A 23,255-nucleotide genomic window follows, 5' to 3' on the forward strand; every position below is an offset into this window, starting at 1 on the left:
GGCGGATGACGCTGATATTCGCGGATTTATTTTTATGATTTTCGTAAACTCGGCGCATGAATCAGACTTTTGCCAAAATTCAGTATTAATACGGTTTCATATTCTGCTCCTGTTAGATAATTTATAATCTAATTCTGTTTTATTGAATGCGGATAAAGGCGGATAACACTGATTTTCGCGGATTTATTTTTATGATTTTCGTAAACCCGGCACATGAATCGGGCTTTTGCCAAAATTCAGTATTAATCCGATTTCATATTCTGCTCCTGTTAGATAATTTATAATCTAATTCTGTTTTATTGAACGCGGATAATGCGGATGACGCTGGTATTCGCGGATTTTATTTTTTATAATTCTCGTAAACTCGGCGCATGAATTGGACTTTTCTTCCAAAATTCAGGACTAATCCGACTTCACATTCTGTTCCTCGCAGATAGTTTATAATCTGATAATGATGTTCTTTTGTTAAGCTTTCTACTGCTTTTAATTCTAAAATTACACTGTCATTTACTATCAGGTCAGCAAAATAGTCCTCAACAATCATGTTTTTATAATAAACCGGAATCCTTTTTTGGGCTTCAACTTTAAAACCGTTGGATTTCAGTTCATAAAAGAGAGCATTTTGATAAACTCTTTCCAAAAAGCCATATCCCAATTCATTATAAACTTCGTAATATAGTTTTAGGATATCTCCAGTCAATTCCTTGTGGAGCAGTTCATTCGTTTCCATAACATTTAAATTTACATGGCTAATATCTTGTATTGTAAAAAATCAAAAAGACATCAAGCAAAACTCAATGTCTTTCTAATAAAGTATAAATGTAAAACTTATTTTTTGATTAATCCCAAATCAACCAAACGTTCGTGCAGGAATTCTCCGGCTGAAATGTCTTCATATAATTTTGGATTTTCTTCATCGATACAGTTTTCAAGGCAGTCCAAACGCATATCGCTTACCGGGTGCATAAAAAACGGAATGGAATAACGGGAAGTTCCCCATAATTCTCTTGGAGGATTGACTACCTGGTGAATAGTAGATTTTAGCTTGTTATTGGTATGTCTTGAAAGCATATCGCCTACATTGATTACCAGTTCGTCTGGTTCTGCAATAGCATCAATCCAGTCGCCATTGTGGTTTTGCACCTGAAGTCCGCGGCCTTGAGCACCCATCAATAAAGTAATCAGGTTAATATCGCCATGTGCTGCGGCACGGATAGCATTTTCCGGCTCTTGCGTAATTGGCGGGTAGTGGATAGGACGTAATATAGAATTTCCTTCTTCAGCATATTTGTCGAAATAGAATTCGTCCAGACCTAAGTGTAATGCCAATGCTCTCAATACATAAATTCCTGTTTTTTCCAGCATCTGGTAGGCTTCTTTTCCTACTTCATTAAATCGAGGTAATTCTTTAACCTCAACATTGTCAGGATATTCTTCAGCCCATCTTGAATTTTTATCTACATACTGGCCAAAGTGCCAGAATTCTTTCAAATCACCTTCTTTTTTCCCTTTAGCGTGTTCTTTTCCAAAGGAAACATAACCACGCTGTCCTCCAATACCAGGGATTTCATAACTGCTTTTGGTTTCTAATGGCAGGGCGAAGAAATTTCTGATTTCGCCATACAGCTCATCTACAAGTTTGTCATCTAAAAAATGACCTTTTAATGCTACGAAGCCTATATCTTCGAAAGCTTTTCCGATTTCATTTACAAATTTTTGTTTACGTTTCGGGTCGTCCGAAAGGAAATCACGCAAGTCAACACTAGGAATATTTTGCATACTCTTTAAAAATATATGTTAATAACTTTGCTAGGCGTCAAGCCTTGTTATCACAAATGTATAGATTATTTTGAGAATTTAATTTCAAAAGTTATTAACAATAGAAAATTCTGTAACATTAAGAGTTTATGCTGTTATTTTTTTATACTTTTGGGCGAGCTAAAAAATTGCGCAAACCTTTTCGTAACTATTATGAATTTCGACAGAAAAAACCTAACCAACGAACAATTATTAGATTTATATAAAAGAATTTTAAAGCCCCGATTGATTGAAGAAAAGATGCTGATTCTTATCCGTCAAGGGAAAGTTTCCAAATGGTTTTCCGGAATCGGGCAGGAGGCAATAGCATGTGGTGTTACTGCTGTTTTGGATAAGGATGAATATATCCTTCCAATGCACAGAAACCTTGGCGTTTTTACAGGAAGAGACATTCCTCTTTACCGATTATTTTCGCAATGGCAGGGAAAGGCCAATGGTTTTACTAAAGGACGCGACCGTTCATTTCACTTCGGAACACAGGAATATAAGATTATAGGAATGATTTCGCATTTGGGTCCTCAGATGGGGATTGCCGATGGAATCGCCCTGGCCAACAAACTAAAAAAGAACGGAAAAGTTACGGCTGTGTTTACGGGAGAAGGCGCTACCAGCGAAGGAGATTTTCATGAAGCTTTGAATATTGCTTCGGTATGGGAATTGCCTGTGATGTTTGTAATTGAAAACAACGGTTACGGACTTTCTACACCAACGAACGAGCAATACCGTTGCGAAAATCTTGCCGATAGAGGCATAGGTTACGGAATGGAGTCGCATATTATTGATGGAAACAATATTTTGGAAGTTTTTACCAAGCTATCAGAACTGAAAGTTTCGATGATTGAAAATCCAAGACCGGTTTTGCTGGAATTTAAAACTTTCAGAATGCGAGGCCATGAAGAGGCCAGTGGCACCAAATATGTACCACAGGAATTAATGGATATGTGGGCTATTAAAGACCCGGTAGATAATTACAGAAAATTTCTTTCAGAAGCGGGAGTGCTTACACAGGAACAAGATGATGAAATCCGTTCTGAAATTAAAAAGGAAATTGATGAGAATTGGGCCATGGTGCAAGCCGAACCTGAAATCACAGCTACTTATGAAGAAGAATTAAATGACGTTTACAAACCATATGATTTTGAAGAAGTTACTCCTTCAGATAAAAAGATAAATATTCGTCTTATTGATGCGATTTCCAATAGCTTGAAACAGTCTATGGAACGCCATGAAAATCTGGTTATCATGGGGCAGGATATTGCCGAATATGGAGGTGCTTTTAAGATTACAGACGGTTTTGTAGCCCAGTTTGGAAAAGAAAGGATTATCAATACACCTATATGTGAAAGTGCCGTGGTATCTGCCGGAATGGGACTTTCAATTAACGGATATAAAGCTATTGTTGAAATGCAGTTTGCTGATTTTGTATCAACAGGTTTTAATCCTATTGTAAACCTTTTGGCTAAATCACACTACCGTTGGCTGGAAAAAGCCGACGTGGTAGTCAGAATGCCTTGCGGTGGAGGTACTCAGGCAGGGCCTTTCCACTCACAGACTAATGAAGCATGGTTTACAAAAACACCGGGATTAAAAGTGGTTTATCCTGCTTTTCCGTATGATGCCAAAGGACTTTTGAATACTTCTATCAATGACCCGAATCCGGTATTGTTTTTTGAACATAAACTATTGTACAGAAGCATTTATCAGGATGTGCCAAAAGATTACTACACGCTTCCACTGGGAAAAGCTTCTTTGCTGAAAGAAGGTAAAGATGTAACAATCATTGCTTTTGGAGCTGCCGTACATTGGGCTTTGGAAACTTTGGCTAAGAATCCGGAAATTTCTGCTGATTTGTTAGATTTAAGAACATTGCAGCCATTAGACACTGAAGCAATTTATGCTTCTGTAAAAAAGACAGGAAAAGCAATTATTCTTCAGGAAGATACGATGTTTGGCGGTGTTGCCAGCGATATTTCTGCCATGATTATGGAAAATTGTTTTGAATATCTTGACGGGCCGGTAAAACGCGTGTCGAGCCTGGATTCTCCAATTCCATTTACGAAAGCATTGGAAGACCAGTTTTTGAGCAGAGGACGTTTTGAAGAAGCTTTGAAAGAGTTGATGGCTTACTAAATTATAGAATAATAGAATTTTAAAAAAATCTCATTCCTTTTAGAATGGGATTTTTTTATGTTTAATAATTTGAAAAATTCAAGATTATGGAAAACCGTAATTTAGTTTTGAAGATTAATTATACAATTGTATAATATAAGAATTGATCTATAATAGAAAATGATATAAAACTTTAGGCTTTGATACGGAAGAGCCGCGATGTTTTATAAAATAGGGAGGGTATATTATATATTGAAAAATTAAAAAATTAGTAAGTGTTTAAAATAAGTTTTAAGTAGATGATAAAAAAAATTGAAATTCAGAATTTTAAAAGTATAATAAATACTACTATTGAAATTACTGATAACATTTTTGTTTTGGCAGGACAAAATGAAGCGGGAAAAAGTTCAATTCTAGAAGCAATTCAAGCTTATGAAGATAAAAGCACAAGTATTGAAAATCTCAATTTTGAAGAACAAGATAAAGGAAATCTTATACAGAAAATTTCTATAACATATATTAATAATAATGATATATTGGAAGGTTTTGAAGAAGAAATTAAAGAGTTGTTGGATGAAAAATACAAAGAGTTTGATTTTGAAAAATTTCCTTTATTAGATAAATTAAAATTTAATAAAATAAAACAATTTACAATTTCTAGAATATTCGATTTAAATAAAGAGCCTGATGATATAGACTATATGAAATCTGAAATAGATAAAAACTCATTGGGTATTATAAAATCTTCAATGGGGTATTATACCATTAAAATTCAAGATGTTGGACAAGTGTACATTAATAAAGATATTCCTTTTCTAGATTTTAAAGAAAAAACAGAAGAAATTATTAATTCATTGTGGAGATGCACACCTATGATAACTCTTTTTAGTGAGTTTAATGATATTTTGCCTGATTCAATTTTGGTTAATGATTTAGAAAATGAAAATGAAGAAGCTAAAGGCTACAATGCTGTACATAAAATACAAGCACTTTTAAAAGAAGATTTTATAAAGCTATCTAAAAAAACTAATGCCCAAAAAAGATCTTCCGTAGATGGTGCGTCAAAGCATATATCTGTGACATTACAAAATGATTGGAAACAGAGGATTGATAATCAAAGTGAGATAAAAATTTTATTTGATTTACAAAATGACTCAAAGGGCCGTCCTATCGTTTTTTTCTATCTAGAATCGAAAGAAGGAGTTTTGCTTGAGCCAAGAAAAAGAAGTAAAGGAATGATATGGTTTCTTTCTTTGTGGCTTGAATTAAAATATAATGAAAATGATAGGCATATGGTATTGTTATTTGATGAACCAGGACTTCATTTGCATGTTAAAGCAAATAGTGACATGTTAAATGTTTTTAAACGTTTGAAAAAAAAAGGACATCAAATCATTTATTCCACACACCTACCATCATTAATTGAAACAGATAAGTTACATAATATTGGTTTAGTTTTAAATACAAATGATAGAGGGACAATAGTTGAAGGACTGACATCATCAAAATTAGATACAACGAATAAAAGGGATGCCTTACAACCAATAGCCGAAGCCATGGGGCTTTATCCTTTAAAAGAATTTTCTGTACTCTCTGAAAAAAATGTATTGCTTGAAGGTATATCAGATTTTTGGTATTTGAGTGCTATGGCAAAAATTTTAAATAAGAATATAAATTATAAGTTTGTGCCGAGTATAGGTATTAAATCGTCAAAAATATTTCCTTTAATTTCTTTTTGTATAGGATATGGATTGAATTGGGTATTAATCATGGACCATGGAGAAAATCCAAAAGCGACAAAGAATGAGTTAAAAGAAGCTATTTTTGGTAATGATGAAGAATTGACAAATAAAAAAATAAAGTTACTTGAATTTAAAGAAATTGAAGATATGTTTACATTGAAAGACTTTCTATTGGTAGATGAAAAGTTTAATATTAATGCGAATAAATTACCTTCAGAAATTATAGGTAGCAGGAAAATAATTTTTTCTAAAGAATTTTTTGAAAAAGTTGATAATAAAAAAATAACAAAATCTAAGCTTGATAAACAGACAATTATGAATTTTGAAGATGTTTTTAATTTTATTGAAAAATCATTTGAAAGCTAGATTTAGAGAAAAGATTTAATGATTTTAGTAGGATTAAAATAAGTTATAAAGTAATAATAAAAGGTGTAGAGAAATCTACACCTTTATTATTTATGATTATTGTTGCTTCTTATTTCAGCTTTATACCCACGCCAATACCTACATTCCATCTTCCATCTGCTGTTGCCGTTTTCGCATTATAATATAGCGGAATCTGTAGGGCTAATTTCCTATAATTGTAGGTAATTCCTATTCCGAGAGTAGGCATTACAAATGAGTTTTTCACTTCCGATTTGTCTTCCTTGAATCTTTGTTCATGAAACGATATAACAAAATACATAGTATAACAATGTATTCATTTAATATTTTTTTGAGTTTGAAATTGCAAATTCAGATTATCTAAAACCACAGGAGAGTTGGGGAATAGTGTGAAAAAAGTCTACACTTTGGGGTTGTTTACAAAATGTTAAATGTCCCTGATTATAGGGGCTTTTCCAAATGGCATGGCACTTGCTAACCGTGTTGTTGTGAGTTCTTTCTTATAACATTCTACGGTTTTCCACAAAAGGAAAATCTTACAAACAGAGAAGAAATCGCCATACACCACCATTAACTAAACTCAATTTTACGACAATGAAAAGCGAAACAATTACTTCAAAAGAATTTTATTCTTCAAAAAAAGAGGTCTGCCAAGAAGAGCAAAGCCTGACAAATTTTATCTTTCAGATAAACAGTCTTGTACTCGAAAAAATGCTCTTTTTTCGTTCTCCGAAAAAAATAAACCTCATGATATTGGCAGGCACGTTCCTATTGATGATTATTGGAACTTATTTAGTATATGAGCTGCAACCGGAGTTTTATCAGTTTAATGTTGAAAGGCTTAATTCTACTATAGGCTTTCCTTTCCTGGTTCTTGCAAGTGCCCTGTTGTTATTTAAGGCAGGTTTTATACTTTATAGTATTTACCTGTATTTTAGATACAAGCCTGTAAAATCGGTTACAGATGAATTATTGCCAACCTGTACGGTAATAGTTCCCGCTTATAACGAAGGTAAACTTGTATGGGATACTTTACTAAGTATAGCGGAAAGCGACTATCCACAGGAAAAACTGCAATTATTGGCAATTGATGATGGAAGCCAGGACGATACGTGGTATTGGATGCAACAGGCCAAAAAGCGTTTAGGAAACCGTTTGTCTATTTACCAACAGCCTGAAAATAAAGGAAAACGTCATGCGCTTTACCGTGGATTTAATATGGGGACAGGAGAAATATTTGTTACGATTGATAGTGATTCTATCGTTAAAACCGATACATTGAGAAATCTTGTGAGTCCTTTTGTGACCAATGAAAATTGCGGTGCAGTTGCAGGAAATGTGAGAGTGCTCAACAATGAAAAAGCCATACTTCCAAAAATGCTTAATGTAAGTTTTGTGATGAGTTTTGAATTTATCCGTTCGGCAGAAAGTAAGGTTGGTACGGTGTTATGTACACCGGGAGCCTTGGCGGCTTATAGAAGCTCAGCCGTATTTGCCTGTTTACCGGAATGGATTAACCAGACTTTTATGGGACAGGCTTCAGATATAGGTGAAGACCGCGCTATGACCAACATGATTCTAAAACAGGGTTATCATGTGCTGTTCCAGAGAAATGCTTATGTGCTTACAAATGTTCCTGAAAAATATGAAGGCTTATCTAAAATGTTTATCAGATGGGGAAGAAGTAATGTGCGTGAAAACCTGATGATGTCGAAATTTGTTTTCAAGAACTTTAGAAAGGAATCGAAAGCAGGGGCAAGATTGATGTTCTTAAATCAGTTTCTGACTCTTGCTATGGCTTATCCATTCCTTTTATTCATGTTGTATTTTATATTAATACATCCGGTACTGTTTTTTAGTTCTACGCTTTTAGGGATATTGATATTTTCGAGCTTTCCGGTGTTCTTTTATGCAAAACGCCATAATTTTTCTGAATCGTTATGGGCGTATTCGTATAGCATTTTATATACGTTTGGATTGTTTTGGATTACACCATATGCTATAGCTACAGCAGGTAAAAGAGGCTGGCTTACGCGCTAATGTATTAAAAATTAAATTTTAACAGCTACTTGAAAAAGTGGCTGTTTTTTTTAATAGTACAATCTAAAATCCAGCAACTTACATGCTGCATAATATTTTTCATGCAATAGTTCTACAATTTCAATTACATTATCTTCATCCTGACAGAAGCTAAAAAAGGCATTGTCTAACGGGTTACTATTTGCTTTGCCGGAGCGTAAACCAAAACCGGAAACAGCTTTGGCTCCGCTAACATCTAAAAAATATTGCGCTTCTTCTTGGTCTAAATCCAAAGATTTGGTATTGGCAAAATGCAGGATTTTCCCTTTCATTTTTCCTTCAAATAGTTCAGCAATTTCTTCAAGGCTGTAGTAATAGTTATTCAGGCAAATAGTATTTCCTTCGCCGGGAACGACTAAATAGATAATTTCATAATTTTTGAAATTATGGTCTTCATACAACAAAGCATTCAGGCTTTCTTCTAATCCTTCTATCGTATCACAGGTTTTGTAAATACTGTCAATGCCTGTTTGAAGAGCCAGTTTTTCTAAACTTTTAAAAGTTGCTGTCGTGCTTTCTGAATCGATATCCGGTACTGCTTCAAGACAGAAGATGAATTTGTCATTATCCATAAAATAGGTGTAGGATATAACAAAGATAGTTTTTTATTTGACGGTTATTAGTTCGTCTTTTTATTTGTTATATATAAATAAAGGTTAAATATCTCGAACAACTGCATGGTTTGTCGTTTTCAGATTCTTTTTATAATAAATGTCCAAATATTTTTAGAGAAAGACAGACAAGCCAGACAATAAAAATATAAGTATTGAAAATGCCGGTAAAAAGATAAAAGAAATTGGTTCTTAATTTATCTTTTCGTTCTTTTTTGAAATATAAAATTCTCAGAAGAATTAATATAGCCCCAAAAATAAGACAAGAGAAAATACTATATATATAAAATATAAATAGTCCTAGACCATGAAATATCAAATCTTTATCAGTGAAATAGTCAAAAAAGCCATACAAAGTCCATATGTTTATCAAGATAAAAGAAAAGATAATGAACTTATAATGTTGTTTGTTTTTAATGTTTTCCATTAGTTAGAGTTTTGTTGATGAACCTATCAAATTTATCCAAAGTTTTATAAAATTTTTAAATAATTCCTTCTCATAAACATTTTCTTATCTTTAAGCCTTAATTTATTTCTTTACTATGAAAAAAACATTCCTCTCGTTAGCTGTTTTGGCTTCTCTTTATTCCTGTAATATGACAGTCAAGACCGATACGGTTGCAGAAGAGTTTTCAGATATTCATTTTGAAAACTATAAAGAACATTTTGTTGATGAGTTATGGAAACTCAATCCGGGCTGGGCTTCTAGCCAGGGTTATCATAAATACGATAGTGTATTGCTGATTCCTGACGATGCCTATGAGCAAAAACAGTTACAGTTTTCTGCCATTCAGCTGGATTCATTAAAAAAATATTCTTTAGAAAATCTGTCAGATAATAACAAGACCGATTACCATATGATTAAAAATCTTCTGGAATCTATTGTTTTTAATATCAAGGAAGTAAAATCAGACGAATGGGACCCTTCTGCCTATAACGTAAGTGGTTCTTTTGCAGAAATGCTGAATGGAAATTACGATTCGCTTGAAGCACGCCTGAAAAACATCAGTCTTAAAATGGATAATATTCCGGCCTATTTTGAAGCGGCGAAGAAGAATATTAAGAATCCTACTCTTGAACATACGCAGTTGGCCATTGCCCAAAATCTGGGTGGTATTTCTGTTTTTGAAACCGACCTCAAAGCTGCTGTTGCAAAAAGCAAATTAGGCAAAGAAGAAAAAGAAGCCATTCTGGCAAAGGTAAAAACATCTGTAAAGGCCATTCAGGACTATGCTGCCTGGTTGCAGAAGCTGGATAATAAATCACCTCGTTCTTTCCGACTTGGAAAAGAACTCTATGCAAAAAAGTTTGATTTTGACATTCAGTCCGGTTATAATGCGGAGCAGATATATCAAAAAGCGATAGAGCAGAAAAAAGAATTGCATGACAAAATGTTTGTTTTGGCCGACAAGCTATGGAGCAAATATTTAGGTAATGCGCCAAAACCTGCCGATAAGCTGGAACTTATCAAACAGGTAATCGACAAAATATCATTACAGCACACCACACCTGAAAAATTCCAATCTGAAATTGAGAAGCAGATTCCTGAACTGACAGCCTACGTCAAGGCCAAAGACCTTATTTATATTGACCCGTCCAAGCCTTTGGTTGTTCGAAAAGAGCCGGATTATATGGCGGGTGTGGCCGGAGCTTCAATCTCAGCACCTGGTCCTTATGACAAAAACGGCAATACCTATTATAATGTTGGAAGCCTTTCCGGTTGGTCTGCGGCTGATGCGGAAAGCTATCTAAGAGAATATAATGACTATATTTTACAGATATTGAATATTCATGAGGCTATTCCTGGGCATTATACTCAATTGGTTTACAGCAATCAATCGCCAAGCCTTATAAAGGCTATTTTAGGAAATGGAGCCATGATTGAAGGTTGGGCAGTTTATACGGAAAGGATGATGTTGGAAAGCGGCTATAAAAATTCAGATGAAATGTGGCTGATGTATTATAAGTGGAATCTGAGAACAATCTGCAATACCATTTTGGACAACAGCGTGCATACCCGAAATATGTCAAAAGAAGAAGGCATTCATCTGCTCACCAAGGAAGCATTCCAGCAGGATGCGGAAGCAGAAGGGAAATGGAAACGCGTAACATTGTCACAAGTACAACTTTGTTCTTATTTTACCGGCTATACAGAAATCTATGATTTTAGAGAACAATTGAAAAAACAGCAAGGCAAGAATTTTAACCTGAAACATTTTCATGAAAAATTCTTAAGCTATGGCAGCGCACCTGTGAAATACATCAAGGAATTGATGCAAAATGAAAAGTAAGCAGCGTTATCTGTCCCTTATCTTTTTGGTTGTTCTTTTTTCGTGTCAAAAAAACAACAAAAAAATAGTAGGCATTCAACCTTATGGAGCATTTCCTAAACAACAGGTTACGCTTATGGCAGAAGTAATTGACAGTTTTTATAATGTAAGAACTGTCATTCTTCCTCATAAGGAGTTATACAAACAAGCCTATGTAAATATAAAATCGCCTCGTTATAGAGCAGACAGTATTATCAGGATACAAAAGCGGAACTTGCCCGATTCTTTGGATTTCGTTGTTGGCCTGACAGTAAAAGATATTTCGACCACAAAGAGAGAAAGTAGTGGAGAAGTTATAAAACCTGCCTCAAAATATACAGATTGGGGTGTGATGGGGCTTGGATTTTGTCCCGGAAAAAGTTGTATTATTTCTACATTTAGGTTGCATCATAAAAATCCGAATGTCCGATTGGAGCGATTAACAAAAATAACCATCCATGAACTCGGACATAATTTAGGGTTGCCGCATTGCAAAAATAAAAAATGCGTAATGACAGATGCTGTTGAAAGTATTGCTACTATTGACAATGAAAGTCTTTCTTTATGTGAGGATTGCAGGCAAGAAATAGGGTTTTAAATATATTATGCTTTGCGGCCCTGCGTCTTTGCGTGAAATAATTGCTCGCAAAGACGCAGGGCCGCAAAGTTTTTTAATATAGACCTATTCGGGAAATCACCTTACTCAAAACTAACGCCTTGTTTTTTAAACTCTTCATAAAGTACGATTCTTGCTTCACTAATGGCTGCTTCAGTTCTATAGATATTGCACCAGAACTGAATTTTTAGCTGGTATTTCGTATCAGAAATAAAGTTGTAAAAAAGCCGGGGCTCTTTTTCAGAATAAATTGTTGGAATCTCTTTGATAGAGCTAACAATTGTTGCTTTTATTTGTTCCTGAGAGATTTCTCCTTGTAATGTAAAACTCATGTCAACTAACTTGGAATTATTAGTATAGGTCCAATTGACGATATTTTGCGACAAAATGTTTCCATTAGGAACAATAACTTCGGCACCATTAGAAGTATCAATTTTAGTGGTTCTCAAACCTATGGTTTTTACTCTTCCGGATTGGGAGCCTACATCAATCACATCACCAATCTGGATGGGCTTGTCAAAAATAAGGATAACACCCGACACAAAATTGTTGACAATATTCTGCAATCCCAAACCAACTCCAACACCCAATGCTCCTAAAACAATAGCAATCTTATCCAAAGGAATTCCGGCGGCAGAAATGGCAAGAAGATAGCCTAAAATAAGGAGCAGAAGCCGTGTAATCAATAGTTTGGAGTGTTGTTTTTTGTTGATGGTTTCTTCGTCTTCATCGTCAATCTCACCAAAAAAGTAAGCCACATATTTCTGGATGATATGGGCAATCCAGACGATTAACAGGAATAACAATATATTACCTACCGTAAAGGAGAAATTACCTATTTTGTTTTGTGTGGTGAGCAGCGATGAGATGGAATCATAAAATATATTGGAAAGATTCAAATTGGAAGCTATGACAATTATCCACAAATAAACAATGAGAAGCATGAATGGTTTTTTGAGGTTTTTTTCAAGATTCCTGAAGTCAAAAATTTTCACAATTCCCCTGCGGATGCGTATGGCATAAATTTGCAGTGTTATCATCTCCAATATAATTTTTAGGAATACGGAAAGGGCTATAACCTGTGTCAATGCAATAACAGCGGCCAGACTTAGCGTATGTGCTAAGGAAACACGGCCAAATACATTAAAAATCACCGCCAATATGTTCAATGTCAGGAACAAGATTTTGGCATATTTTAAAAGACCTTTGATATACATTTCTTCCTGTATGGTTTTCAGATAAGCGAGTCCGAAGCGGATGCTGGCAAGATTGACCAGAATAAAAATACAACGCTGGATTCGGCTTACTTCAAAAAAAAGATCCATAAAGCTGAACATGACAAATAGGGCAACCAGTAAAAGCCAGTTTCGGAAAGCTTTTGAAGACCACACTTTTTTAAACAGTATAGTCAGCGCAATCAGGAGTATCAGGTGTGTAAATTCAATAAAAAGGGCAGGAGCATAGAGGTTAATGGCAATAGCTATATTAAGGATTAACACAATAACCGGTAATATCGCTCCCTGATTCAGATAGCGGAACTGGAAAATTTCCAGCGATTCCATCTGATGTACTCTTTTTAAATACTTTAGGTTAAAACTAATCCACCATAACAATAGTCCACCCAATACCAATAATAGAAAAGTACTGCCAAAGCTGTAACCGAAATAATAAGAAAATGCTTTTTGTTCGGCATTGAATTTTTCATGGAAATAGGTTTGCATTTGCTGCTGATTGTCACCATTGCTGTCCCACAAATGTGGATGTTCATTGCCCAGAAGCGAAACTCCGGATTTGTTCAGTCGTTCGTTAACAAGGATAAGGTCTTTTGAAACCAACATTCTTTTTTCGACGATGCCTTTTTTCCAGTTGTTAAGCGAATCAATATTGGCTCTTAAAAGACTATCTGTTGTAACCCATTTATTTTTTAATTCTTTTAGCTGTGGACGGAATTCTTTGATAAGAAGGCTGTCCCTGATAAGTTTTCTAAAAACTGTATCATTTATAATGGCCTTATTTCCTTTCCGTATTTTGACAATCCTTTCGTCACTTTCGTTTAACCTGGTCCAATAGTTTTCAAATTTTTGCTGCAGTTCTAACAGGATTTTGCCATACATCTGCTGATTGCGGACATTACCGTTATTTTTTGCTCCAAGATTTGAATCAATAAGTTTTAAGGCTTTTTCTGTCTGTTGCATTTCTCCAAGAAGAAATAAAACTCCGGCATCCAGAGCACCCTTACTTTTGGCATTGTCAAGCATTTCGCCTGCTCTTTCAATAGAAACAAGATAGTCGCTGGCAACCAGTTCATCTTCAGCAAACACAGAAGGTTTGTTTTTACTGTCGGTTGGTTGGTTTGTTGCTGTTTTTTCTTTTTCCTGTGCTGTAGCCATTCCTGTCATAAGGAATAAAACAAACAGGAGGAGTAGTGTGGGGTTGTGTGGAAACGATTTAAATAAAGTTTTATTTCTCATGCTAAATACGAAACTAATGATTGTTTTTTGTTTGTATAGAATGGATTCGTTTATTCTAAAATTTCCCGGATTTGTTCCTCTAAATCGGCAAGGTTTTCAAATTTTTTAAATTCGGGTTCTTTCCCCAATGATTCCAGTTCGGCAGTGATTTCCAACAACAATTCTAAAGCGTCTGATTCGTTGCCTTGCTTGTTTTCGTCAAAATCAGTGCCTGCCAGAAGTCCTTCGTTATACATCCCAACACACCATTCTTCAATAAATTCAGATAGTTTTATTTCAGCAGGTCTATATTGTTTCCATTTGTCTTTAGCACAGGCAAGCGCTTTGTTTCGGTCAGACCAAAAACACATCACGGGCATAGGTTTTCCATTTTCATTCTCATAGTTTGTAGAGTCGAGTGTAGCAAACCCTACATTATTTTCAAGTCCGAATACGATTTCTGTCTGGCAGATATTTTTGATGAAATCTTCGTGGCGCTGTTGCAGCTCTAGTACATCCTGAATCATGGTGTGATATTTTGTATATGTAAATGTAGCAATTTTACAGGATTCTAAAACCTGTTGTCTCCGTCTAAAAGATTCCCGATACCACCTAAAATGCTTCCTTCGTCTCTGCTTTTCCCGCCTCCCTGAGGTGCGGCAGCCCAGACTCTTCCTGCAAGTCTGCTAAATGGGAGTGATTGAATGTAGACAATTCCCGGTCCTGTTAGTGTGGCATAAAATAAACCTTCGCCGCCAAAAATAGTATTCTTGATACCGCCAACGAACTGAATATCATAATCAACATTTTGGGTAAATCCAACAATACAGCCGGTATCAACTTTAAGCGTTTCGCCCTGAGCCAGTTCTTTTCGGGCTAATGTTCCTCCGGCATGTACAAATGCCATTCCGTCACCTTCCAGTTTCTGCATGATAAAACCTTCACCACCAAAGAGTCCGCGTCCGAGTTTTCGTGAAAACTCAATACCAACGGTAACACCTTTAGCCGCGCAAAGGAAAGCATCTTTCTGGCAGATAAAACGCCCGCCGTATTCTGTCAGGTCAATAGGTACGATTTTTCCGGGATAAGGAGAGGCAAAACTTACCTTGCGTTTTGCATGATATTGATTGAGAAATACTGTCATAAAAAGGCTTTCTCCTGTAAGAAGTCTTTTTCCGGCAGAAAACAGCTTGCCCATAACGCCCTGGTTTTGGTTGGAACCATCACCAAAAATAGTGTCCATTGCAATGCCATTATCCATCATCATAAAGCTTCCTGCTTCGGCAACTACGGCTTCCTGTGGATCCAGTTCGATTTCCACATATTGCATTTCTTCGCCATAAATCTGATAGTCAATTTCGTGTGATGTCATTTTGTATAGTTTTTTGATTTGATTATTTAATAGGTAGGATTTGCCGTAAAAATGTTACAATTGATTCGTCAAAATTAAAGGTATAAAAAAAGGAGCAAATCAACTTGCTCCTTTTAAATTGTAACTAAAAATTATTTAATACTGATAGCAAAACCACCACCCGGTGCTATTGGCTGCTTCAGTTTGGTCTTTGAGTTTACCTTAACGGTTCGTATGCTATAGCTTTGCGGATTTTTGTCATAGCTGGCCTCTTTTCCGTCGGCATAGATAATAGCCGTAAATGTTTTTCCTTTTGGAAGGTAGTCGAAAGTAACTTCGGCTGTTCTTGGATTTTCATCCGAAATACCACCTACAAACCATTCATTTTTTCCTTTTGCCTTACGTGCAATTGTAATATAATCGCCAGGTTCGGCTTCTAATATATAGGTGTCATCCCAGTCTACAGCCACATCCTTGATAAACTGGAAAGCATCAAGGAATTTGTTATAGGTTTCAGGAAGGTCGGCAGCCATTTGTAACGGACTGTACATCGTAACATACAATGCCAGTTGTTTTGCCAAAGTTGTATGTACAAAAGAATTGTTTTCCGGATTATAAGCACTGATTTTAGTTTGGAAAATGCCCGGTGTATAATCCATAGGTCCGCCCATTAATCGTGTAAATGGCAGGATAGTAGTATGGTCAGGATTATTTCCTCCAAATGATTCGTATTCGGTTCCTCTTGCAGATTCATTACCGATTAAGTTTGGATAAGTTCTGCTTAATCCGGTTGGTCGTACCGCTTCGTGGGCATTTACCATAATTTTATATTCGGCAGCTTTTTTGATGGCATAAAGGTAGTGGTCAATCATGGTTTGGCTGTAATGGAATTCTCCTCTTGGGATAATGTCACCTACATAGCCGCTTTTAACAGAGTTATAGCCATTATCAACCATAAACTGGTAGGCTTTGTCCATATGACGTTCATAATTTGTGACAGAGCCTGATGTTTCATGGTGCATCATCATTTTGACACCTTTTGATGCGGCATAACGGTGAAGTTCCTTTACGTCAAAATCAGGATAAGGCGTCACGAAATCAAAAACATAATCTTTGGATTTTCCAAACCAGTCTTCCCAGCCTTCGTTCCAGCCTTCCACAAGCACGGCATCAAAACCATGCTTGGAAGCAAAATCAATATATTCTTTTACATGGGCTGTGTTGGCAGCATGCTTCCCGTTAGGTTTGGTTTTGGAATAATCGGTTACACCTAATTGTACACTTTCCAAATCAGTATAGGCCCAGGAACTTTTTCCTGTAATCATTTCCCACCAAACGCCTACATATTTCACAGGTTTTATCCAGGAAACATCCTTATATTTTGTAGGTTCGTTCAGGTTAAGGATTAATTTTGATGCCAGTATGTCGGCTGCTTTGTCACTTACCACAATAGTTCTCCATGGCGATTGTGTTGGTGCCTGAAGATAACCTTTGTCTCCAATAGCATCGGGTGTCAGCCACGATTCCAATATCATATTGCTGTCGTCAAGATTAAGCGACATACAGGAGTAATCGACCAATGCTGCTTCGTGGATATTGATATACAATCCGTCCTTGCTTTTCATCATCAATGGCGTTTGCAATCCGGTAGGGGAGAAAGTCGTTTGTGAAGCATTTGGTGTTACAGCTGCCTTCATCTTTCCCCTCACTTCGGAAAGATTTGAAGTTACCGTGCTGTATTCCTGCGTATCATAGTCGCCCGGAAGCCAAAAAGCTTTATGGTCTCCGGCCAGAGCAAACTGTGTTTTCTCTTCTTTGATAACAAAATGGTTTAGGTTTTTCTGTTCCGGAAATTCATATCGGAATCCGAGTCCGTCATTGAACAGACGAAAGCGAATTTTGATAAAGCGTCCGTTTGCAGTTTTCTGGCTCAATGTAACCAAAAGCTCATTATAGTGGTTACGGATGTTTTTTTGTTCCCCAAGAACCGGACTCCATGTTTCATCAAAAGTGTTCTTTTCCGTTTTGTCAATCTGGAAACCATCCAGAAATGAAGTGCCGTTTTTCAGTTCAAGACCTAATTTGCTGGTCTTGATAACTGCTTTTTTCTTGTAAGTCAGTTCATAAGTAGGTTCTCCTTTAGAGGAAAGGCCAAATTTTAATTCAAGATTTTGGTCGGGCGACGTAATCTGTTGGGCATTTATGACACAACATGCCATAAGGAGAAAGGCAGACAGTAGTCTTTTCATAAGATTTTAGTTTGTTAATAATAGTAAATTCTCAAGTCTCTAAAAGCGTTCTTCAAAACTTCCTCACTAAGTATATGATAAACCGAGAGCCTATAGGATAGTATGTTCCTGCCAAAAATACTATAATTTCAAATAAATTGGGGCGTAATAGTGCTGAGTAGCTTATTTTTATCAATCTTGTTCTAAAAGCCGTAAAAAAATGGGCAAAAAGCATTTTTCTAAAATTGTTTTAACAAATACTTAGTGAAGAACTCAAAATAAATCTATAATTTTGAACTTACTTTTTCTGTAGAAATGAGAAAACTGTATTTTATGCTGCTTATTATATTCGGAATCTTCATGATGCCCGAGTCTTCGTACGCCTGCAACAAATCTTCTCAGAAAAAAAACTGCAGTAAGGAAATAACTGCTCACAAAAAACAGAAAGAGAACTGTTGTGATAAAAACAGCACTTCTCATAATTGTAAAGGAAAGTGTAAACATGCTTCCTGTATATGTCCGGTTTCCTGTGTAAATGCAGCTGCTTTTTTTATACTTCCGGAATTTAACAGCAATTTATTTGCCTTAACAGAAAAAAGATTGGGATTTTACCATAAAGAAGCAGGCTTTGCTTCGGGTTTTCATTCCATCTGGCAACCTCCCAAAATAAGCTAATATCCTTTTGTGACAGCCATAAGTCTGTCTAATCGATAACAATAAGCTTAGTAGTATACCTAAAAAATTAATCTAATGAAATCATTATCTAAAATAATGGCAACATTTGCCATGGTATTTGTATTTACTGCCTGTGAGGCACAAATCAAAAACGAGAAAAAAGAAAACGTAAAAATCTATGGTAATTGCAATATGTGCAAAAGCACTATTGAAAAAGCCGGAAATATCAATAAAATAGCCAAAGTCGAATGGAATAAAGATACCAAGATGGCTGCTATTGCCTATGACCAGAAGGCTACCAATCTGGATGCTGTTTTAAAACGCATTGCCCTGGCAGGATATGACAGTGACTCATTCCGAGCTCCCGATGATGTTTATGCAAAACTTCCGGAATGCTGTCAATATGAACGTGCCATAAAGACGACCGCTAAAACGGAAATGGCAAATACCGGACATTCAGGACATGATATGAAGGCAACTGAACAGAAGAACCAGAGTCAGCTGAAAGCTGTTTTTGATAATTATTTTGATGTTAAGGATGCTTTGGTAAAAACGGATGGGAAATTAGCTTCTGAAAAAGCCAAAGGTTTGGTTCAAGCCGTAACTGCAGTAAAGATGAATGAGTTGAATACTGAGGAGCATAATGTCTGGATGAAAGTTCTGAATAACCTGAAAGAGGATGCAGAGCATATTGTAGAAACTACGGATGCAAAACACCAGAGAGACCACTTTATTACCTTGTCAAAAAGCGTGTATGAATTGCTTAAGGTTTCAAAATATGAGGTCCCGGTTTATTATCAATTTTGTCCTATGGCGAATGATGGCAAAGGTGCCAATTGGCTAAGCAAGGAAAATGCAGTTAAGAATCCTTATTATGGTTCGCAGATGCTGACTTGTGGCAAGACAGTTGAAACGATAAAGTAAAAAGTGAAATAATGGATATAAAGAACTATAATCCAGCCAAATTGCTACTGCTGTTAGTTATGCTGACAGCAGGCAGTTTGCATGCACAAAAAGTAGTCCGTTATGACCTTTATGTAAAAGATACTCTGGTAAATTACGCAGGTAAAGAAAAAAGAGCAATTGCTGTCAACGGACAGATTCCGATGCCAACACTTACGTTTACTGAAGGCGATATAGCTGAAATTGTAGTACATAATCAATTAAAAGAAAGTACATCACTGCATTGGCATGGCGTGTTTTTGCCAAACAAGGAAGATGGAGTTCCTTATCTTACGCAGGAGCCTATAGCTCCCGGTGCTGTATATACTTATCGTTTTCCAATCATTCAGAATGGTACGCACTGGTATCATTCGCATTCCGGTTTGCAGGAACAGATTGGAATGTATGGTAATTTTGTGATGAAAAAACGGGAAGACGATAAAACGTTTCGGAAAGGAATAGACGACCTGCCAACGGTTCCTATAATTTTAAGTGAATGGACCAATCTCAATCCGGATAATATTGACAGGATGCTTCATAATGCCAATGATTGGGCTGCGATAAAAAAAGGAGCAACACAATCGTATGTTGAAGCCATAAGAGAAGGCCATTTCAAAACCAAGCTTAAAAACGAATGGAAACGCATGCTTGCCATGGATGTAAGCGACGTTTATTATGATAAAATATTAATCAATGGAGCCAATTCTACCGATTTAAAAAGTTTTGATGGCAAAAAACTTAAAGCAGGCGATAAGGTAAGACTTCGCATTTCAAACGGCGGCGCCTCATCCTATTTCTGGCTTCGCTATGCGGGAGGTAAGATGACTGTAGTGGCCAGTGACGGTAATGATGTTGAACCAATAGAAGTGGATAGATTGATAATTGCAGTATCAGAAACGTATGATGTGGTGGTTACCATACCGGAGGAAGGACTTTCTTATGAGTTTTTAGCCACTACAGAAGACAGGACGCAGTCGGCAAGCTATTTTATTGGGAATGGCGTCAAACAGCTTATTTCTCCGCTTCCCCGGTTAAAATATTTTGATGGAATGAAGATGATGAACGATATGATGAAAATGAACGGCGATTTGGATGATATGGGAATGAACATGAGCCTGAATCAGATGGATATGAATGTAGTGATGTATCCGGAAATTACAGGAGATGCCAAACAAAAGGATACCAAACAAAAAACCGACCACAGTCAGCATGGAATGAACATGGATAATGACCCGAATCGTTATAATGCGAATGCTTTAGCGGATATCGTGACTCTGAATTATGCTATGCTGAAATCGCCTTACAATACGGTTCTGCCAAAAGAAGCCCCGGTAAAGGAATTAAAATTTACCCTTACCGGAAATATGAACCGTTATGTGTGGAGCATGGACAATAAAATTCTTTCGGAAACCGACAAGATTCCAGTTAAAAAGGGAGAAGTATTGCGCATCACTATCTACAATAATTCCATGATGCGCCACCCAATGCACCTGCATGGCTTTGATTTCAGAATAATTAATGGAAAAGGAGAAAACGCACCGCTTAAGAATGTAATGGATATTATGCCGATGGAAACCAATACTATTGAATTTTTAGCCAATGAAGAAGGTGATTGGTTTTTTCACTGCCATATTTTGTACCATATGATGGCTGGGATGAATCGTGTTTTTGCTGTTGGCGATTATGAAAATCCGTATCTCCCAGATAAGGCAAAAGCCTATAAGATGCTGCAAAGAGAAAGTAATATGCCGCATTTTATGGCCCAGAATGATTTTGCAACAAATGGTAATGATGGGGAAGCTATGCTTCAGAACGCGAGATGGTCATTAGGAACGGAGTGGCGATTGGGTTACAACGATATGCATGGGTATGAAGTAGAAACCCATTTGGGCCGCTTTATCGGAAAAATGCAATGGTTTATGCCTTTTATCGGTTTTGACTGGCGTTACAGAAGAATGGGTGAGGATGAACACGAAAAGAACATATTCGGGCAAAAAAACAAGAAAGATAGCCGAAGTGCGGTGAGTTTAGGGTTTGTATACACACTGCCAATGCTCGTGAACTTTCAGGCAGAAGTTTATCATGATGGGATTGCACGATTGCAGTTAATGCGGGAAGATATTCCTATTTCCAAAAGATTGCGTGCCGGTTTTATGGCCAATACTGATTTGGAATATATGGTCGACCTGCGATATGTACTCAATAAAAATATGGGTATCCGTACACATTATGACAGTGATATGGGCTTTGGCGTAGGCTTAGTGCTTAATTATTAATAAATCCAAAATAAAAGGCCTCCAAGATTTTGGAGGCCTTTTTTCTTTATTGCTTATTTTTTCTTAAGCACGAATACTTCTTCAATCTTTTTGCGGTCTTTTTCACTAAGTTTTGCTGTTTTTTTAAGCTTATCAGTGAATTCTGCTACCTCTTCAACAGTGGCCGGACAGCCTAAGTTTTCGCCTTTGGCATTAAAAGAATCGGCTAACAGTTTGCCATTAGCATCATAAATCTGCCAGAAAGGAATACCGCTATTGTCTGCTTTGGATTTTTTCAGGATATCATCGGCCCCCGGATTTTCAAGATGTTTTTTGTCTTTGGATTCCTGCACTACCAAAAACGTAGTTACATAGTTTTTGTCAAAAAATGGCTTGACGGTTTCAGCTTCCATATTGTTTTCCATCTTCTTGCACCATTTGCACCAGGAAGCATGATACATGACGAAAACATTTTTCTTTTCTTTTTTTGCCTGGGTAAATGCTTTTTCAAGGATTTTATCGGCGCTTTCCTGTGCGGACGCTTGAGTTATTGCACCAATAAAAAGCAAACAGAGTAACAGTGATTTTAGTTTCATTGGGTTGAATTGTTTTTAAGAGTTAGCGAAAGTTTATACATAACAAACTTAACGATTCGCTTGCATATTTCAATGTGTGATAATAGTAAATAATTTCTAAATAAATTAGCTGAACAAAAAGTTAAAAACCTTCGGGAGATGTTAAGGATGTCTAACTTTGTGTTTATACAAATCTGAAATAAAAAGATACCGAAAATGGAACAATTACAAGGAAGAAAAGCATTAATAACCGGAGGAAGCCGCGGATTAGGAAAAGCTACGGCTTTAGCTCTTGCAGCCGAAGGTGTTGACATTGCTATTACAGGTAGAAATGAAGAAGCTTTGCTGGAAACTATAGCAGAATTGCAGGCGTATGGTGTAAAGGCAATCTATTCTGTTTTTGATGTAGCCGATTTTGAAGCTGCCAAAAAAGGAATCGCCTATATCCATGAAGCATTTGGTGCTATTGATATACTTATCAATAATGCAGGAACAGCTTCTTTTGGAAGTTTTTTAGAAATGGAACCGGAAAGATGGCAGGAAATCCTAAACGTCAATGTTATGGGCATCTATAATGTGACGCACCAGGTACTTCCGGGAATGATTGCCAGAAATACGGGTGATATTATTAATGTTTCTTCTACGGCCGGGCTTCGAGGTAATGCTAATACAACCGCCTATACGGCATCAAAATTTGCTGTTGCCGGATTTTCGGAAGCATTGATGATGGAAGTAAGAAAGCACAATATCAGGGTTTCAGCCTTAATGCCGAGTACGATTGCTTCTGAAATGTCACTTTCATTGAATCTTACAGATGGTAATCCTGAAAGGGTGCTGCAACCGGAAGATTTTGCTGAATTGGTTGTTGCCCAATTAAAACTGAATAGGAGAGCACTACTCAAGTCTGCTTCGCTTTGGTCTACAAATCCTTAAAATAAAATCCCCTCAATTGAGGGGATTTGTTATTTCTATAAATAGCCTAACAGCCAATAGAGTATAAAAAATAAAATGATGGTTCCAAGGCATCCGCCTCCAAGTTTCTTCGCTCCCCATCCTGCGAGTAGTGTTTTGAAGAATCCGTTCATAGCTTTTGATTTTTATGGTTTACTTA

At 36.4% G+C, this 23,255-nt stretch carries 17 protein-coding genes; 8 read left to right on the plus strand and 9 right to left on the minus strand.

All coding sequences use genetic code 11. The features are described 5' to 3' along the window. Positions 1 to 340 precede the first annotated feature (340 nt). Complete coding sequence (locus ASG38_RS16030; RefSeq protein ID WP_056073435.1) at positions 341 to 730, minus strand: GxxExxY protein; 390 nt, start codon at positions 728 to 730, stop codon at positions 341 to 343. A gap of 98 nt (positions 731 to 828) precedes the next feature. Continuing rightward, a complete protein-coding gene (locus ASG38_RS16035; RefSeq protein WP_056073437.1) occupies positions 829 to 1,779 on the minus strand; it encodes an isopenicillin N synthase family oxygenase in 951 nt (316 codons plus the stop codon). A 192-nt stretch (positions 1,780 to 1,971) separates the two neighbouring features. On the opposite strand from ASG38_RS16035, the gene ASG38_RS16040 reads away from it, so the two are divergent. Together ASG38_RS16040 and ASG38_RS16045 are read left to right on the plus strand one after the other, a co-directional pair. Further along, positions 1,972 to 3,948 carry a thiamine pyrophosphate-dependent enzyme gene (locus ASG38_RS16040; protein WP_056073439.1) on the plus strand — a complete coding sequence of 659 codons (1,977 nt, stop codon included), beginning with the start codon at positions 1,972 to 1,974 and terminating at the stop codon, positions 3,946 to 3,948. Positions 3,949 to 4,226: 278 nt separating this feature from the next. Further along, complete coding sequence (locus tag ASG38_RS16045) at positions 4,227 to 6,035, plus strand: ATP-dependent endonuclease (RefSeq protein WP_056073441.1); 1,809 nt, start codon at positions 4,227 to 4,229, stop codon at positions 6,033 to 6,035. A gap of 109 nt (positions 6,036 to 6,144) precedes the next feature. Here ASG38_RS16045 and ASG38_RS16050 read toward each other — a convergent pair whose 3' ends face one another. Then, complete coding sequence (locus ASG38_RS16050) at positions 6,145 to 6,354, minus strand: hypothetical protein (protein WP_056073443.1); 210 nt, start codon at positions 6,352 to 6,354, stop codon at positions 6,145 to 6,147. Positions 6,355 to 6,647: 293 nt separating this feature from the next. Here ASG38_RS16050 and ASG38_RS16055 point away from each other — a divergent pair, with 293 nt between their 5' ends. Continuing rightward, positions 6,648 to 8,093 (plus strand): glycosyltransferase family 2 protein, encoded by a 1,446-nt coding sequence (locus ASG38_RS16055; RefSeq protein ID WP_056073445.1) that lies wholly within the window; start codon positions 6,648 to 6,650, stop codon positions 8,091 to 8,093. Between the two features lie 50 nt (positions 8,094 to 8,143). On the opposite strand, the gene ASG38_RS16060 is transcribed toward ASG38_RS16055, so the two are convergent. After that, the gene (locus tag ASG38_RS16060) at positions 8,144 to 8,704 is read right to left on the minus strand and encodes a DUF6642 family protein (RefSeq protein WP_056073447.1); all 561 of its coding nucleotides are present in this window, start codon (positions 8,702 to 8,704) and stop codon (positions 8,144 to 8,146) included. Between the two features lie 581 nt (positions 8,705 to 9,285). Here ASG38_RS16060 and ASG38_RS16070 point away from each other — a divergent pair. Both ASG38_RS16070 and ASG38_RS16075 read left to right on the plus strand, forming a co-directional pair. Then, positions 9,286 to 11,034, plus strand: coding sequence for a DUF885 domain-containing protein (locus tag ASG38_RS16070; RefSeq protein ID WP_056073450.1), 1,749 nt, complete (start codon positions 9,286 to 9,288; stop codon positions 11,032 to 11,034). Next, positions 11,024 to 11,650, plus strand: coding sequence for a matrixin family metalloprotease (locus ASG38_RS16075; protein WP_056073452.1), 627 nt, complete (start codon positions 11,024 to 11,026; stop codon positions 11,648 to 11,650). The genes ASG38_RS16070 and ASG38_RS16075 overlap by 11 nt, the downstream gene beginning before the upstream one ends. A gap of 101 nt (positions 11,651 to 11,751) precedes the next feature. On the opposite strand, the gene ASG38_RS16080 is transcribed toward ASG38_RS16075, so the two are convergent. From ASG38_RS16080 to ASG38_RS16095, 4 genes are all read right to left on the minus strand, one after another. Next, positions 11,752 to 14,139, minus strand: coding sequence for a mechanosensitive ion channel family protein (locus ASG38_RS16080; RefSeq protein WP_082482247.1), 2,388 nt, complete (start codon positions 14,137 to 14,139; stop codon positions 11,752 to 11,754). Between the two features lie 50 nt (positions 14,140 to 14,189). Beyond that, positions 14,190 to 14,645, minus strand: a complete 456-nt coding sequence (locus ASG38_RS16085; RefSeq protein ID WP_056073454.1) for a DUF2750 domain-containing protein — start codon at positions 14,643 to 14,645, stop codon at positions 14,190 to 14,192. Positions 14,646 to 14,689: 44 nt separating this feature from the next. Next, positions 14,690 to 15,490 (minus strand): TIGR00266 family protein, encoded by an 801-nt coding sequence (locus ASG38_RS16090; RefSeq protein ID WP_056073456.1) that lies wholly within the window; start codon positions 15,488 to 15,490, stop codon positions 14,690 to 14,692. A gap of 131 nt (positions 15,491 to 15,621) precedes the next feature. Beyond that, positions 15,622 to 17,718, minus strand: coding sequence for a glycoside hydrolase family 97 protein (locus ASG38_RS16095; protein ID WP_056073458.1), 2,097 nt, complete (start codon positions 17,716 to 17,718; stop codon positions 15,622 to 15,624). A gap of 729 nt (positions 17,719 to 18,447) precedes the next feature. Between ASG38_RS16095 and ASG38_RS16105 the strand changes: the two genes are divergently transcribed. Both ASG38_RS16105 and ASG38_RS16110 read left to right on the plus strand, forming a co-directional pair. Next, positions 18,448 to 19,296 carry a DUF3347 domain-containing protein gene (locus ASG38_RS16105; RefSeq protein WP_056073463.1) on the plus strand — a complete coding sequence of 283 codons (849 nt, stop codon included), beginning with the start codon at positions 18,448 to 18,450 and terminating at the stop codon, positions 19,294 to 19,296. An 11-nt stretch (positions 19,297 to 19,307) separates the two neighbouring features. After that, positions 19,308 to 21,590, plus strand: a complete 2,283-nt coding sequence (locus ASG38_RS16110) for a multicopper oxidase family protein (RefSeq protein ID WP_056073465.1) — start codon at positions 19,308 to 19,310, stop codon at positions 21,588 to 21,590. A 53-nt stretch (positions 21,591 to 21,643) separates the two neighbouring features. Here the strand turns inward: ASG38_RS16110 and ASG38_RS16115 are convergent, their stop codons facing one another. Further along, positions 21,644 to 22,165 (minus strand): thioredoxin family protein, encoded by a 522-nt coding sequence (locus tag ASG38_RS16115; RefSeq protein ID WP_056073467.1) that lies wholly within the window; start codon positions 22,163 to 22,165, stop codon positions 21,644 to 21,646. Between the two features lie 195 nt (positions 22,166 to 22,360). On the opposite strand from ASG38_RS16115, the gene ASG38_RS16120 reads away from it, so the two are divergent. Further along, on the plus strand, positions 22,361 to 23,077 hold the full coding sequence (locus ASG38_RS16120) for a 3-ketoacyl-ACP reductase (protein WP_056073469.1): 717 nt from the start codon (positions 22,361 to 22,363) through the stop codon (positions 23,075 to 23,077). Positions 23,078 to 23,255 lie beyond the last annotated feature (178 nt).

The sequence above is a fragment of the Flavobacterium sp. Leaf359 genome (genome assembly GCF_001423985.1).
Classification (GTDB): domain Bacteria; phylum Bacteroidota; class Bacteroidia; order Flavobacteriales; family Flavobacteriaceae; genus Flavobacterium; species Flavobacterium lindanitolerans.